General features: G+C 59.6%; 8 protein-coding genes. 6 read left to right on the top strand and 2 right to left on the bottom strand.

Annotated features, from left to right (window positions below; translation table 11 throughout):
* Positions 1–114: 114 nt before the first annotated feature.
* Positions 115–2,481 (bottom strand): ATP-binding protein, encoded by a 2,367-nt coding sequence (locus NPS46_RS07960; RefSeq protein ID WP_274105896.1) that lies wholly within the window; start codon positions 2,479–2,481, stop codon positions 115–117.
* A gap of 41 nt (positions 2,482–2,522) precedes the next feature.
* A complete protein-coding gene (locus tag NPS46_RS07965) occupies positions 2,523–3,227 on the bottom strand; it encodes a response regulator transcription factor (protein WP_274105898.1) in 705 nt (234 codons plus the stop codon).
* A gap of 466 nt (positions 3,228–3,693) precedes the next feature.
* On the opposite strand from NPS46_RS07965, the gene NPS46_RS07970 reads away from it, so the two are divergent.
* The 6 genes from NPS46_RS07970 (at position 3,694) to NPS46_RS07995 (ending at position 16,527) form a co-directional block, all read left to right on the top strand.
* Entirely contained in the window at positions 3,694–4,269 is a 576-nt protein-coding gene (locus NPS46_RS07970; RefSeq protein WP_274105900.1) for a fimbrial protein, read from the top strand.
* A 277-nt stretch (positions 4,270–4,546) separates the two neighbouring features.
* The gene (locus NPS46_RS07975; protein WP_274105902.1) at positions 4,547–5,281 is read left to right on the top strand and encodes a fimbrial biogenesis chaperone; all 735 of its coding nucleotides are present in this window, start codon (positions 4,547–4,549) and stop codon (positions 5,279–5,281) included.
* Between the two features lie 188 nt (positions 5,282–5,469).
* Positions 5,470–7,914: a fimbria/pilus outer membrane usher protein gene (locus NPS46_RS07980; RefSeq protein ID WP_274105903.1), complete on the top strand. Its 2,445-nt coding sequence runs from the start codon at positions 5,470–5,472 to the stop codon at positions 7,912–7,914.
* Positions 7,915–8,109: 195 nt separating this feature from the next.
* On the top strand, positions 8,110–9,036 hold the full coding sequence (locus NPS46_RS07985) for a fimbrial protein (RefSeq protein ID WP_274105904.1): 927 nt from the start codon (positions 8,110–8,112) through the stop codon (positions 9,034–9,036).
* 270 nt (positions 9,037–9,306) lie between these two features.
* Positions 9,307–9,711: a hypothetical protein gene (locus NPS46_RS07990; RefSeq protein WP_274105905.1), complete on the top strand. Its 405-nt coding sequence runs from the start codon at positions 9,307–9,309 to the stop codon at positions 9,709–9,711.
* Between the two features lie 156 nt (positions 9,712–9,867).
* Entirely contained in the window at positions 9,868–16,527 is a 6,660-nt protein-coding gene (locus NPS46_RS07995) for an SDR family NAD(P)-dependent oxidoreductase (protein ID WP_274105907.1), read from the top strand.
* Positions 16,528–16,558: the final 31 nt, after the last annotated feature.

The following is a 16,558-nucleotide window of genomic DNA, read 5'->3' on the forward strand; positions in this document are numbered from 1 at the left end:
ACTCAATAACCCCAAGAATGCTAAATAATGAAAATCTTGGGCACGCTCAAACGATATACGCAGATGTTTAAACCTAAAGGCTCATGGAAAACTTAAGTTCCACCATGTAGGAAGTTACTTATTTGAAGCGATACTGACCGCAACATTCAACTTGTTCAGCAAGATTTCCATTTCGTTGCTATCGACAATGACATAGTCTTCCGTGCTGCGCTCCATTTGCGCCGCCAAGACAGAAATACGATGCAGACCCAGCATCAGTGAAGCACCATTAATGCGATGGGCGAGTCTGTTGGCCGCAGGCCAGTCACGTACGCCGATGGCAAATTTCAGCGCCTGGAGATCCTCCTCGGTGGTCAACAGGAACCGTTCATGCAGTTCTGCCTGAGCCGAAGGCTCAACCAAGTTGACGATACTCAAGGCCTTGTCATCCGAGTGGAGCGATTCGCTTGGCAACATATCGGCACACCACGACTCAATCATTTCCGCCAGCTCCTTGAGGCGAATAGGCTTGGCCAAAACGCCATCGATTCCCGCTTCGGTGCATGCCTGCTGGTGATTGCCACCATGTAGCGCTGAGATGGCAATAATCGGCGTAAAACCACCTTCCTTGAATTCATGCTCACGGATATGCCTGGCGACCGCATAGCCATCGATATCCGGCAACTGACAATCCAGTAAAATAAGATCGAAGTGATTGTCGCGCCAACTATCCAAGGCCTTCTGCCCGGTGTCGACCAGCACTGAGCTGTAACCCAGCTCCATCAGTTGACGCTCGATAACCGCAAGGTTATCCGGATGATCGTCTACCACCAGAATATTCAAGGCCGCTGACAGGCCATCCGTATGCCCCCCACCCTGATACTCTTCGCGCACCAGTTTCGCATCGATGAACTCTATCGGCAGGTCGACATCGATTCGCGTGCCCACGCCAGCAAAACTCTTCAGGCTGATGCTCCCGCCCATCAAGCCGACCAACTCCTTGCAGATGGTGAGCCCCAGACCGGTCCCAACAACCCGCGAGGTACTCATGGGACCTACTTGGGTGAAGGGCGAAAACAACTCTTCCTGGCGATCCTCGGCAATGCCCACGCCGGTATCGGTCACCGTAAATTTGAGCGTTCCATATTGCTCACTGCCTGGGTTGAACTGCAACAACAGGTCGACATCGATGTGTCCTACTTCGGTGAACTTGACGGCATTGGAGACCAAATTGTTGGCGATCTGATGCAAGCGCGCCGAATCAATCAATACATTGAACCCACCCTGAGAATGCACCCGCAGGTCGATCTTGACCGGTTTGTGCTTACAACTCAGTTGCGCCATATCAATGACCTGCTCCAGCAAGGTCTTCAAGTTCGTTGGACGAAGTTCAATCGAAACTTTTTTCGCCTCCAGCTTGCAATAATCGAGTACATCGTCGAGCAAGCGCAGGAGATTGCGCGCGCCTCCAGTAGCCAACTTGACCAATTGTTCATGCTCGGCGGGGAGCGATTTGCGCTCTAGCAACTCCAGCGAGGAGAAAATGGCATTCATTGGGGTGCGGATTTCATGGCTCATGACAGCGAGGAACTTGGACTTCTCCAACTCACTGCGTATCGCCCTGCGCTTAAGCAAACGCTCACGGTAAGACAGCGTCAGCAACAGCAGCAGTACCAGCCCCCCGAGAAGGATTTCCGGTAAGTAGTTATCGAGGGCCACTCTATAGCCGGGCTTTTTGTAATAAAGCGTATCAATCCAGCGTTTATCGATCAGATCGGTCTCATCAGCCGTCAGCGATTCCAACGACTTGTTAACGACCGAAAACAATTCCGGCTGATCCTGGCGTATGCCCATAGAGAAGGTCCCGGAGAACTCGGTCAGTACCCCTGCCACAGCCAGTGTTTTATCGTAATCACTCTGCATAACGGGCAGCAGATTATCGCCCAGGCCAACCGCTGCGTAAGCCAGGCATTCATCCACCGCCTTCAAAGCCTCTTGCGGGGTCGTCACGCTGATTAGCTGAACATCGGGATAGGACGCGCGAAACAGCTTTTCAACACGGCTTCCAGATTTAACGACAATCGTTTTACCCTGCAGTTGTTGCGCCCGGAAAATCACCGGAATATTCTTGCGCGTGATCGCGACGACATCGATCGTCATATAGGGCCGGCTGAAATTCATCGGCGGCAAGGTGGGACCATAGATATCATCACTGGAAATCACCGGTAAAAGGTCAATCTTGCCCTCGACCATCAGTTTCCGCGCAACGACCCAGCCCTCTTCTGACACCACTTCGAAACGCAGCCCGGTGTGCTGCGCAATGGCATCCAGATACCCTGCGCTGACGCCCTTGTATACGCCATTCTCCATGAACTCCACTGGCGCGAAATTCGGCTCCGCCGCAATTCTCACCACCGGATGGGCTGCAATCCAGGCGCGCTCCTGCTCGGAGAACTCCGCCAGTTCATGTGCCTGAACACTGCTTGCCCAGACCCACCACACTATTGCTCCAAGCAAGTACCTGCTCCTACCCCACGCCATCTTCAGAAACCGCCTAAGTGCGCATGCAGCTTGAACATTTCGGTATCGTTCTTCACACCCAGCTTGCGAAAAGCTGCCTGTTTCTGACCACTGATGGTTTTAATACTGCGGGAAAACTTGCCGGCGATCTGCGTCACCGACATGCCCTCCAGGCAGCAGCGCAACACTTCACGCTCGCGGATGGACAAGCTGGCGCTGCGGACCAATACCGAGTCCTGACCTTCAAGGCCCAGCTCATTGCCCTGATCGCCATCCGTTGCCTCGATCTTGAAGGCCGGATCAAATTCGGCAGTCATCAAGGGATCAAGGTATATCCGCTCTGCCGCCACGACCCGAACGGCCTCGATCAGCCTCTCGATGTCCTGGGTCTTGCCAACAAATCCCTGCACTCCGGCCCTGATGATCAATTGCACTGTCGCCGAATGCTCATGTGCAGACGAAATCACGATGCGCATCTGTGGGTAACGTCGACGCAACAGACGAATCAGGTTCAAGCCATCCAACTCGTCCGGGCGCAATGAATAATCAAGCACCAGGACATCCACTTTGATCGTCCTCAAGCCTTCAAGCAGCCCACGACTGCTTGAATACTCACCCACGATGAGAAAATCGGACTCCTGAGCAAAGCGGGTGGCCTGACCGTAGCGAATCATCGCATGGTCGTCGAGCAACGCGATGCGAAGCGGGGAAACGTGTGAGAACTCCATTGCCATACCTCGTGCAAACATCATTGACCTGAGGCCCTTACGGCCACTTCAGATCTTGAAAACACTCACCAAAACAGGGAGTTAGTAGAAAACAATAAAACACCGAAATTCGGCTTCACTGCACTTTACCGAACAACTATCCTCCGACACAAATAGAGCCAGGACTCTAAAAATCCATGCCTGTTAAATTTCTCACACAAATACTGCATGTTTCTTTCAAAATTACAGAACAGCGCTCCAAAACACACAGAATAAACTAGCCTCACCTACATAAAAACTGACGACTTAAAATACAAATCAATAAACACCACAGCATTCAAGATATTTCTTAAAGCCACCACCACAAGCACCACTTTAAATTTGATCGTGCCTGCAACTACGCATTCCAAAAGTGCCAAGCAGGCATTACGCTCCATAGACAAAAAAAACTTAACTCTCCATAACCTAAAACAGTGAAGCCAAACCCATGAAGAAACTTGCGTTAATCACCACTTTCCTTTCCATCACTGCAATCACCCCATTTGCTCAAGCCACTACTGGCACTATCAATTTTACCGGTCAGCTCACCGCTGCCACTTGCGAGATTAAAAGTGGGGGTGGGTCTCCCATTATTAATATTCCCCTCGGCAGCATCAGCGTCGGTGATGTGAAAGAGGTTGGTGCCACCAGCCTTTCCGCCACCGGCACAACCACTATTGATGTCGAATGCAAAGGCACCACTGGCTTTAATACCGTCGCCATGAAATTCGACCCGGCTGCCGGGTCGGGCTTCGCATCCGGCAACCTCGACCTGCTGGCCCTTAGCCCAGCAGCCACGGGTAGTGGTGCCACAAACGTAGGTATCGGCCTGCTCGACGAAAACAATAGCTTGATTAAATTGGGCAGTGGCGGAACGCTCGATACTGCACTGGCAACGGTTGGCACTACGGGCGACGCAACAGCAAAAATCCTGGTGCGTGCAGCCTACTTCAAAACCACTGCAGCCGCCCCGACACCGGGAGAGGCCAATGGCACCATGGCATTTACCATGAGCTACAAGTAAGGCCCTCTAAGGCTTTCCCCTAGGGGTACGGGTAATCCCGTACCCTCTTCCAATATCAAAACAAAAGCAAAAGACCGCTGCTCCATCAAGCGGCCGGACCTTACACCAATTGGTTAGCCATCACAAATAGCACTTCCAGTGTTTATATTTCAAATACGCCATATCGATGGCCTGTAACGACCAATAACGCCAACACCGTAACGATTATCAAAACCCCATACAACCCAACACATCACCCACGACAGCACCCCACGCATTAAACAGGGAGAGGATCGGCATGTTTCGGCGCGGTATACTTTTCGGCACTTTTTTGATCAGCACTCTATTTTTCAACCAAGCCCTGGCTGGCATTTCGCTTAATGCAACACGCGTTATATTTAATGAAAAGGATAAAGAGGCTAGCCTGTCGGTCACCAATCAAGGAGCGCAACAGATACTCCTACAATCCTGGCTGGAAACCGAAAATAGCGACGATACCGTACCGTTTGCAATTACACCGCCACTGGCACGCATGGCAGGTAATGCCCGGCAACAGCTTCGCGTGCTGTTCCAGGGAACTGGCGTACCCACCGACAAGGAGTCGGTATTCTGGATCAATGCTCAGGAAATCCCCCAGGCTGCCCCGGGCATGAATACCCTGCAACTGGCAGTGCGCCAGCGTATCAAGCTCTTCTATCGCCCCGCGGGTCTCACTGGCGAAGCAATAATGGCTCCGCTAGCCCTGAACTGGAAGCTGGTTCGCGAGGGCAACGCGCTGTTTGTGCAGGTCGACAACCCCAGCCACTTCCACGTCTCGCTCGCTGAAGTCACCGTCCATGCCAATGGCCAGGAAGCCAGGGCCCAGGACGCCCCAATGGTCGCACCGGGGCAAAGCACCCGTATTGCGCTTTCGCCCTACTCGGCGGCGTCATCCATGACATTGAAGTTCACCGCCATCAATGACTACGGCGGTACCAATCGCTACAGGGCCACCCTGACCGCCAACCAAGTCGCGCAGGCACAACGCGAGTAATGGCGCTTGCCATTCCCTCGCCCCTTCACCCCTCCGACTTCGCAGCCTACCCAGGTGTAGTATCCATGACAGACGCTCACTCGCGCCGCTCAGGTCTGGCGCCTTCACTCCATTGCCTCTGCGCCAAACCTACACACCTGTCCAGCCTGCTTTGCATCGCAGCCACGCTGGTAATACCCGAGTATGGTTTGGCGCAAGGTAACGGTGCAGCCGAGTCGTCAGCACCTCAATTCAGCACCCAGTTTCTCAAGAACGGCGGAAGCACCATTGATCTCGATGACTTTCTGCGCGGCAGCAACATCCTGCCAGGCTCCTACCGGGTAGATATCTACATCAACCGCAACCTGAGTGGACGTCAGGACATTGTGTTCGACAAAAACACACGTACTGGCCAGGTCGAAGCCTGTCTAAATCTCGACATGCTCGAAGCTCTTGGCCTGGATATCAAGGCTCTACGCGAAGCCGGCAAGGTCGACGAATCCTTGCGCCAACGTTGTTATGACCTGCCGGCACAGGTCGAACACAGCAGTGTCGAATACGATGCCGAGCGCTTGCACCTGAACATCAGCGTGCCCCAGGCCTCCATGTCGCGCAGCGCTCGCGGCTATGTCGATCCAGCCTTGTGGGATGAGGGCGTTAATGCCGCGTTTATCAACTACAACTTCAACGGGCGGCGTAACAACAATCACGGCAGTACCAGTGAAAGTTACTATCTGGGCATGCGCAATGGCATCAACCTTGGCGCCTGGCGTTTGCGCAACGAATCGACGCTGTCTTCCGGCACAGGCCAAACCAGCCAGTTCAAAAGCAACCGGACCTTTGCTCAGCGCGATATCACCGCATTGAAAAGCCAGCTAACGCTGGGCTCCACCTACACCCCCTCGCAAACCTTCGACAGCGTGAGGATCAAGGGCGTCGTGCTGGCCTCCGATGACGCGATGCTGCCGGATAGCGAGCGCGGCTACGCGCCTACCATTCGTGGGGATGCCGAGACCAACGCTACCGTGGAGATTCGCCAGAACGGATACCTGCTGCGCAGCGTCAATGTAACGCCCGGCCCGTTCGTGATCGATGATGTTTACCCCAACGGCTCCAATGGCGATCTGCTGATTACCGTGATCGAATCGGACGGGCGACGACGCGATATCGTCCAACCCTATGCCGCCTTGCCACAGATGGTTCGCCGAGGACGGCTGCGCTACGACCTGGCACTCGGCAAGTACGACAGCAACGACGAGAGGGACGAGTCGCCCAAGCTACTCAGCTCTGGCCTGGCATTCGGCCTCACCGACAACACGACCCTGACGGGCGGGTTGCAATGGGCACCCAACTTTCGGGCCACCAACCTAGGCCTGACCCGGAACACCTTTCTGGGTGCTGTCTCGGCCGACATCACCCAGTCCGATAGCCAGGCCCGCGAGAATAAAAACAGTGGCCACAGCCTGCGCCTGTTGTATTCCAAAACACTCAGCAGTACCGACACCACATTAACCCTGGCCAGCTATCGGTACTCCACCGCCGGCTATCGCACGCTCGCCGAACACATCGCCGAATCTGGCCTGCAACGTGGAGCAAGCATGCAAGGCCGCGCAAAGTCGCGCCTGGACCTGACCATCAACCAGACACTGGGACAACGTAGCAATGGCTCGTTGTACTTCTCCGGCAGCGAGCAACGCTTCTGGAACCAGCCTGGGCGCTCGCAGCAGTACCAATTGGGCTACAGCAATACCTGGCGCTCGATGAACTACAACATTGCCGGCACCTATACACGCAACCCCGGCAACTACAATGTGGAAAACCTCACACGGCTGAATCTAAGCCTGTCCTTCCCTCTCGGAGGCGGCACCCGGGCTCCCCGCTTGCTGAGCAACTACAGCTCCCAAAGCGATGGCCAACGCAATCTGCAGATGGGCCTCAATGGAGGCCTGGCCGGGTTCGACGACACTTACTACTCGCTTCAGGCCGGGCATGATCGACGCGACGGGGCCACCACCTCAGCCAGCCTCAGCACCATGACCTCGGTCGCCCGCCTGGACGCCGGATACAGCCAGGGCCGCGATTACCGGGGCAGCACCTTCGGCGCCAACGGCTCAATCGTCGCTCATGCCGGCGGCGTCAATCTGGGCCAGCCTCTGGGCGAGAGTTTCGCCCTGGTCGAAGTTCCAGGCCCGCAGGGCACCCGACTCAGCAACTTCAACGGTTCCAGTACTGGTTTCAATGGCTATGCGGTACTGCCCAATACCAACCCGTATCGAACCAACTGGGTCAATCTGGATACCCGCGATCTGGGATCCGATATGGAGATCGACACCCCGACCCAACAACTGATCCCCCGTCGCGGCTCGATCACACTGGCCCGCTTCGCCACCAAGCTCGGACGACGCGTGCAGTTCGAACTGCTGCATGCGGACGGCAGCCGGTTTCCTTTCGGCACCAGCGTAGAGACCCCCGAAGGGCGACTACTGGCAATCGCCGACCCGAATGGGCGAGCGCTGGTACTGCTTGAAGAGCAACAGGGCACCCTGCTGGTCAAATCCTCGGGCCAGACCTACTACGGGGCCTACCACCTCGAAGACTTCGCCCCCAAGCCAGGCTATGAGTTGATGCGACTTGTCGTCCAACCCACGCCCTAACGCCCCCACCACCCACCCCGCTTGCGCAGCAGAGAGACACGGACTATGTCGAAACTGATGATCACCACCACGTCAGCTAGACCGCACCTCAGCCGATCGGCCAGGTGCGGCCTGCTGGTTCTGGCGCTGTTTCCCAGCCTGGCCGCGGCCTCGGAATATTGGTGCGCAGCCGGCTCCCATCAGCCAGAGCCAAGCATGCCGGTGCCTCACGTTATCAACTACATGCACCCCTTCAATGACATCCCCCTGCGCAACATCCTGGGCAACATGACCATCGATATGCCTATCCTGTGCGGCGGCGGCCAACCGGGCGATACATTCAGGGTCTATCGCACCACGCAGATGCAGGCCGGCATGGACAATCAAACCTGTCAGCTTAAACAGCCCAACGGCCACCCCGTACAGGGGATCGGTGTACGCCTGCGCAGCTCTCGCGGTAGCGCCCTGCAGTGCAACGAACCATCGCCGAAACCGGAAAACCTGGTGTTCGAGATGGTTGCCGGATCGCCCACCTCCAGCGTTACCGGGTTCAAGATCCCCGTGGCATTGGAGTACATAAAAACCGGCCCTACCACCAACCTGCCTCCTGGCCTGAATGTGCTCGAGTTTCCCCTGACCAACAGCTTTGTGGCCATCAACAGCCAGGGCCGGGTCCAGAACGACTGGGGGCGACCCCATCTGAGTGCCACCAGTGGAACCCTGGTTTCGAACTGTGCACTGGCCCAGATCAGTACCCCCGTCCGGTTTGACCAACTGGCCCTTGACCAACTGCACACCAGCGAGCGTTCGTTCAGTGTCCAACTGAAGAACTGCGGCAGTGCCGCTGCTGCAAACCTCTTCAACGGAGCCATGTCGATGGCCTTCCATTCCGGCAAGTTGAACTATGATGGGACCCTCGCCAACGACGCCTGCACCACCTGCGCCAAAGGCATTGCCATTGAAGTCATGAAGGAAGATGGCACCCGTGTGGACCTCACTCGCCGGTACAAAATGAGCGAGGGTAGTTTCAGTATCACTGGCGACACCATCGAACAGCGTTTCAAAGCTCGACTGATTCCCACCGGCACACCCACTGGCGGAGAAATCAGAGGTTTACTGACGCTTGTATTTACTTCCAGATAGTTTCCCCACTGTCTCACTTCGCCTGCTCTACGCAACAAAAAGCCGTCTACCAATATCCTTGATGGCGGTTTTTTACTCCTTTAATCCCTCCGCATCCTAAGTATTAACCCTTATGACCCTTACCTCCCCTCTTTGGTATTGACGCGCCCTTGGCGCGCTTGACAACCCGGTACGCCCTCGCGATTCTTGCCGCCAGGAAAACCGGCAACACATAACAACAATAACAATTGAATGGCGCTACACCGCGCCAATGGAACAAGGAGTTCGTCGATGCTTGGCTACTACGCGCAATACAGCAAGGAATACATCACCACCCTGATGATCCTGACCACGCTGTTCTTTGCCCTTCCCCTTTTCATCGCACCACTGGCCTGGGCCCGCCTTATGCGCTGGACCATCCCGGAGCATGATCACCTGGCCATCTACTTCGGTCGCTGCCTGGGGGCCTTTATTCTGGTTATCGAAGCTGCCTCGTTGCGTTCTGCAACTACCGGAACCTCTTTCAGCTATCCCTTCGATCTACTGTTCCTTGTTTTTGGTTCCATGTTCTTTGTCCATGTATATGGCGCTATCAAACGTATTCAACCGATTACCGAAACATTGGAAATCGGCTTCTGGGTCATTCTCCTGATCCTCAACACTCTGTTCTACCCCGCCACCAGCATTACGCTGTAACTGCGCTCACCGCAGAGCAACTGGCGGCAGGTTTTCTGCCAGCCAGTTGCGCAAACTCCCATCTAAATATCCAGAACTCCTGAACGCCAACATGGCTATTGCCATGCGCGTTTTCGTACCTGCTCGATAAGTACTGTCTCTATTCAAGGAATGAAAATGCTCGACACTGAGGATGAACTTTCGCGCGCTGCCCTGATGGACCTGGTCCGCCAATTGCTTCATCAAGCGACAGGTGTCGAGTTGCATGTTCTGCAGAACGAAGCGACCTTCCAGGAGATTGGGTTGACTTCCCTGGCGATTCTCAATTTCAACGAACTGATCCAGCCCATCTTTGCCAACCTAAACAAAACCTTGCTGTTCGATTGCCGCTGTATTCGCGACGTCGCCACGCACCTACTGCGCGAACACCCCAAGGCCAGCGCTCACTATCTGCAGGACCGCGCCCCCACTGAGCCAACGACTCCAGCAGCCGCCGATACCTGGCCACTCATTACCGCCCTGGCGCCGCACGACGACAACCACACGCCCACGGATATCGCGATCGTCGGCCTGCACGGCCGCTTCCCTGGCGCGAACACACTCGACGAGCTCTGGCAAAACCTGCTGGCGAGCGTTGACTCGGTTGGCGAAATCCCCGTCGAGCGCTGGCCCCTGGAGGGCTTCTTCGAAGCCGGTACTGATTCACGCAACAGCGGCTTGAGCTACGCCAAGTGGGGCGGTTTCCTGCAGAACATCGATCAGTTCGACGCCCAGTTCTTTGCCATTCCGCCCCGGGAAGCCGCCTGCCTGGACCCACAGGAGCGGCTGTTTCTCGAATGCGCCTGGCATGCCCTGGAAGATAGCGGCCACCTGGGCGAGCGCAGCCAATTGCTGCGTCATGCCAACGGTGCGCTGGATATCGGCGTATTCGTCGGCATTACCAGTAACACCTACCCACTGCTCGGGCCGGCACTCTGGCAGGCAGGGCAGACCGCAATCCCCAACGGACTGCCCTGGTCGGTGGCCAACCGGGTGTCGTTCGCCCTCGATCTGTGCGGGCCAAGCTTGGCCGTCGATACCGCCTGCTCCTCGTCTCTAACCGCTCTGCACCTGGCCATCGACAGCCTGCGCAAGGGCGAATGCCGGGCGGCGCTGGTCGGCGCGGTCAATCTCTATACCCACCCGGCCAAATACGTACAGCTGTGCCAACAACACATGCTTTCGCCCAGCGGGCGTTGCCATACCTTCGGCAGCGCCGCCGATGGTTTTGTCCCCGGTGAAGGGGTCGCCGCCTTGGTGCTCAAGCCGCTGGCCAGAGCCCAGCGCGATGGCGACCGGATCCTGGCAGTGCTAAAGGGCAGCGCGGTCAACCATGGTGGACGCACCAACGGCTATACCGTGCCCAGCGCCAGTTCCCAGGCGGCGCTGATCGAACAGGCCCTGGCCGACGCCCGGGTGCCGGCAGCCAGCATCAGCTATATCGAAGCCCACGGCACCGGCACCCGACTGGGCGATCCCATCGAGCTGCAAGGTCTCAAGCAGGCGCTGGGTGGCGCCGACGCCACAACGGCCTGCCATATCGGCTCGATCAAGGCCAATTTCGGCCATCTGGAAGCAGCTGCAGGCATGGCCAGCCTGAGCAAGGTGGTCCTGCAACTGCAGCATCGGCGCCTGGCGCCCTCACTCCATGCCCAGACCCTGAACCCCGACGCTGGCCTGGAGCATAGCCATCTGCAGGTGGTCCGTGCCGCTCGGGACTGGACCGCCGAAGCGGGCGTGCGCCGCGCCGGGATCAGCTCATTCGGCGCCGGGGGCGCCAATGCCCACGTGATCGTCGAGCAGGCCCCCGACCGTGCGCCACAGGCCGGCAGCGCCGGTGTAGCGGTGTATCCGCTGTCGGCACGTACCGAAACCCAATTGCGCGAGCAGGCCCGCGCACTGCTCCAATGGCTGCAACGTCACCCTGGCGAATCCGCCCGCCAACTGGCCTACACCCTGCAATGCTGCCGCCCGGCGTTCGAATATCGCTTCGCCCTGGCCGCTGGCGACCTGAGCCAATTACAGGCAGGCCTCAAAGGCTTTCTGCAACCGGCGCCGTCAAGCACACCGATCGGCTATCAAGGCCGACTGCTGACGTCTGGCGCCGTATCGAGCGAGCTGGACAGCACCGATCCCGAACAACTGGCCGTGGCCTGGGTCGAAGGCCGGCTCGGCACCTGGAGCCGCTTCTGGCCGCAGCCGCCGAGCCCGCTGGCCGCACCTCTGTACCCCTTTGTTGCGGACCGGCACGCGCTGCCCCGGATCGACCCCGTCACCACAGGCTCCAGCACCCGATTACAACTCGACGCCCGGCAGTTTTTCCTGCGCGATCATCAGGTCCAGGGGCAACCGGTGCTGCCCGCGGCGGCCTACCTCGACTTCTGCTACAACGAAGCCCGGCGCCAGGGCCTGGAGCTGCCGCTGGAACTGCATAAACTGACCTGGGCCAGCCCGATCCGCTTCGAACCCGGCCAAGTACGCACCGTCGAATGCCGCAGCGAACGCCTGGAACAGGGATTGCGCCTGGAATTCCAGCCATTGCCAGCCAGCGAAGCCAGCCCCAGTTTCCGTGGCGACTGCCGTGCGGCACCGGCACCGGCAACGAACCTGCCAAGCCTGGCCCGCGTGCACAGTGAATGCCCCGATGCCTTGGCCCTCGACACGCTGTACCCCACCCTTGAGCGCCTGGGCATTGCCTATGGCCCGACCTTCCGCTGCCTGGCCGGCGCCTGGCTGGGCGAGGCGCAAGCCCTGACCGAAGTGCGCTGGCGCGCCGAGCAGCGTTTGGGTGAGCCCTTGAGCGCGCTCGATCCGGCGCTGCTCGACGCGGTGTTGCAAAGCGCCTTTGTCACCGCTGTGCGCGGCAACAGCCAGGTCGACGCAACCTTCGTCCCCTACACCTGCCAGTCCCTGCGCTGCTACGGGCCGTTGACCGAGCACTGCTTTGTGCATGTACGTGCGCGCCCCTCCCAGGCCAGTCGAATGCACCTGTACGATTTCCAGGTCTTCGCCGCAAGCGGCCAATTGTTGATGGCCATCGAGGCCTTTGCCTTTCGTGAATACCGGGTCGAACCCGAGACGGCCGTCCATCTGCTCGAACCCTACTGGCAGCCCCAACCCGCAGCGCCCGTCCACGCGGCGTCGACCCCGACCACCCTGGTGCTGTGCAGCGATCCGCAAGCCTTTGCCCAACTGCCCGCGCCGCTGCGTGACAGCGCCTGGCAGCTACTCGCGGCCCCTCAGTTCCGCTACCAGTCGCCGCGCACCGTCGAGGCCGACTTGGGCGATCCGCGCCACATCGAATTGCTGCTGCGGCTGCTGACAACCGAACAACTGACGCCCGAACGCCTGCTGCTCGATCTGCGCGAAATCGACGCCGAGGACGGCGCGCTGGGCGAAGGCCTGGAGGCAGCTCTGACAAGTGCAGAGTTGCTGCGTCAGCTCTGCCAGGGCCAAAAAACGCCCCATCTGCATATCCAGGTCCTGCTGCATCCAGGCCCCGTCAGCGCCCTTGAAGGGCTACTGCGCTCGGTGGTCCAGGAGATCCCGAGCCTGAGTGCCAGCCTGATCGAAACCAGCGCCCATCCCGATGCCGCTGAACGCGAGGCGCTGGCACGCGAGCTGCTGGCCATCGTCCAGCCGGGCGTCAGCCGTGTGTCACTGGCCCGGGGTGAACGGCACGTGGCAAGCCTGCGCTTTGTCACGCCGCAGCCCACCGTCACACCCGCGCAATGGGCCTCGGGCGACGTCTTGGTCATTAGCGGCGGCCTGGGTGCAGTGGGTCGTGCTCTGGGCGAAGCCCTGGCAAAAATCGGCGGTCTGCGCCTGGCGCTCTTGGGGCGGCGCACCGCCGAAGAGGACGCTGCCCAATGGCTGGCGCAGCTCAAACACTGGGGCGCCGCCGACGCCGGCTACTGGCAGGCCGACTGTGCCGACGCCAACGCCGTGCACACGGCCCTGGTCGATATTCGCCAGCGTTTGGGCGGCTGTCATGGGGTGATCCATTGCGCCGGAGTCCTGCAGGACGGTTTCTTCCTGCGCCAGCCGGCCGCCGAACGCGAATCAGTACTGCGGGGCAAAACCCTGGCGGCCCTCCATCTGGACCAGGCCACCGCCAGCGACCCGCTGAAGCTGTTTATGGTTTGTTCGTCCCTGGCCGGGGTCTACGGCAATGTCGGGCAAAGTACCTACGCCCTGGCCAATGCCTGGCTCGACCGCTTTATGCAGGCACGCCAGCAACGCTGTACCGACGGCCAGCGCCATGGCCGCTCGCTGTCGATTGCCTGGCCGCTATGGCAAACCGAACACGGCATGCAGGCCCCGGAACCGGTGCGCCAATGGCTGACACGACATGGCCTGGCACTGCTGCCGAGCAATCAGGCCGTGGCCACGTTCCTGCACTGCCTGACACTGCCCCAGGTGGTGTTGATTCCGGTCTGCGGCAAACGCGACGCCGTGGCCCGACTGTTCGGCATCGAGGCCGTCAGCCCCACGACCGTCGAGACCCCGCAAGTGCCGCCCCAGGGCGCGACCGACTCGCCTTCGCTGCTCGACTACCTGACCCGACAACTGGCCGAAGTCACGGCCACGGCCCTGGACAAGGTCGACCCGGACACCTCACTGGAAGTCTTCGGTCTCGACTCAATCCTGGTGATGGAACTCAACGGCCGCCTGGAGCAGCACTTCCCCAGCCTATCAAAAACCGTGCTGTTCGAAGTCCGCAGCCTGCGCGAGCTGGCCGCCCTGCTCAGCACCGAGCATCCCGACGACGTCGCCAGACTGGTGCCGTCAACCGTTGCTGAGCCGCAGCCCGAAGCACCATCACCCGGCCTGGAACTCCACACAACCTCGCCAATACTCCACCCCGACGCCGACGGGCAACGTCAGGACATTGCAATTATCGGTCTGGCCGGGCGCTACCCCGGGGCTCGCGATGCCCAGGCTCTGTGGCAGCATCTGGCAGCCGGCGACGATCTGATCAGCGAAGTGACCTCCCGCTGGGAGCAACCGGACGGGAATGATCGGCTCTACGCCCGCTGGGGTGGCCTGGTCGACGATTTCGATTGTTTCGACCCACTGTTCTTCGGCATTTCACCGCGCGATGCCGAGCGGATGGACCCGCAGGAGCGGCTGTTTCTGCAGACCGCCTGGCATGCCGTCGAAGATGCCGGCTACACCCCGCAGACCCTGTCCGGCCCGCGCCAGCCAGGGGTGGATCGACGCCGCGTCGCCGTGGTCGCCGGGGTGATGTACGGCGAATACCAGTTCTACGGCGCCTCCAGTTGGCCGCAGCGACCCGCGACCCTGAGCAACTCGTCCTATGCCTCGATTGCCAATCGGGTGTCGTTCTGCCTGGACCTGGAAGGGCCCTCGTTCGCCATCGACAGCATGTGCTCCTCGTCCCTGACCAGCCTGCACCTGGCCTGCGACCTGATCCGCAGCGGCAGTTGCGAACTGGCCCTGGCCGGAGGCGTCAACCTGTCCCTGCACCCCTATAAGTACCGGATGCTGTGCGAGCTGAACTTTGCCTCGACGCAAGGCCAGTGCCGCAGCTTTGGCGCCGATGGCGATGGTTATGTGCCCGGTGAGGGGGTCGGCGTGGTGCTGCTCAAACCACTGAGCCAGGCCCTGCGCGATGGCGACCATATCCACGGGGTGATCCGTGGCAGCGAACTCAACCATGGTGGCCGCACCTCCGGCTATACGGTGCCGAATGCCGACGCCCAGGCCCAGGTGATCGGACGGGCCCTGCGGCGCTCGGGCCTGCCTGCCACCCGGCTGGGTTACATCGAAGCCCACGGCACCGGCACCAGCCTGGGCGACCCCATCGAGATTCGCGGCCTGGGCAAAGCTCTGGCCGCCCAGGTACCGGCCGATTGGCAGTGCCCGATCGGCTCGATCAAGGCCAATATCGGCCATCTCGAATCGGCCGCCGGCATGGCCGCACTGACCAAGGTGCTGCTGCAATTCAAGCATCGGCAATTGGCCCCGTCGATCCACGCCCAGCCGCTGAACCCGAATATCGATTTCAGCAAGACGCCCTTTGTCGTCCAACAGCGTCTGGCTGCCTGGCCGGAACCGGCGGACGGCTTGCCGCGGGTCGCGGCGATCAGCTCCTTTGGTGCCGGCGGCGCCAATGCCCACCTGCTGCTCGAAGATGCCCGGCCACAACCGACAACCCCAGCCACCGGCGCCCAGGCGTTTGTATTCAGCGCTCGCAGCACCGGGCAACTGCGCGGTTATCTGCAGCGCTTTGTCGACTGCCTGGAGCATGAACGCGCCCTGGCCCCCGAGCACCCGGCCCAGTACCTGGGCCTGCGCCGCTACACCACCCTGGATGTCGCCCGCACCCTGCTGGACGGCCGCCAGTGTTTTGATGAAGCCCGCCTGGCAGTGATCGCCACAGATTTCGACGACCTGCGCCAACAGGTGGGCCAGTGGCTGATGAGCCCGTCGACTACCGACACCCGGGTGCTGCTCAGCGGGCCCAAGCCGGCGGCCAAAGACCAGACGCTGGCCCAGGCCTGGCTGGCGTACGGCGCGCCACAAAGCCTGCCGAGCGCCAGCCTGGCCTGGCGCAAAGTACCTCTGCCCGGCTACGAGTTTCTGCGTCGACGGTACTGGATCAGCTCGTCACCGAGCATGACCGGCGCACCGCCCCCTGCGCCCCCGTCAGCCGCGCCATTGACCACGTCATCGGCAGTGCCCACGGCAACGCCCCAGGACATTCTCGACCGCCTGGCGCGGCGCGAAATCAGCCAGGAGCAGGCGCGCGACCTACTCCGTTCGATGCTCTGAATCCGGTACCCGCCACCTTCAACTTTTACAG

The sequence above is a fragment of the Pseudomonas putida genome, from assembly GCF_028682395.1.
GTDB classification, from domain to species: domain Bacteria; phylum Pseudomonadota; class Gammaproteobacteria; order Pseudomonadales; family Pseudomonadaceae; genus Aquipseudomonas; species Aquipseudomonas putida_AB.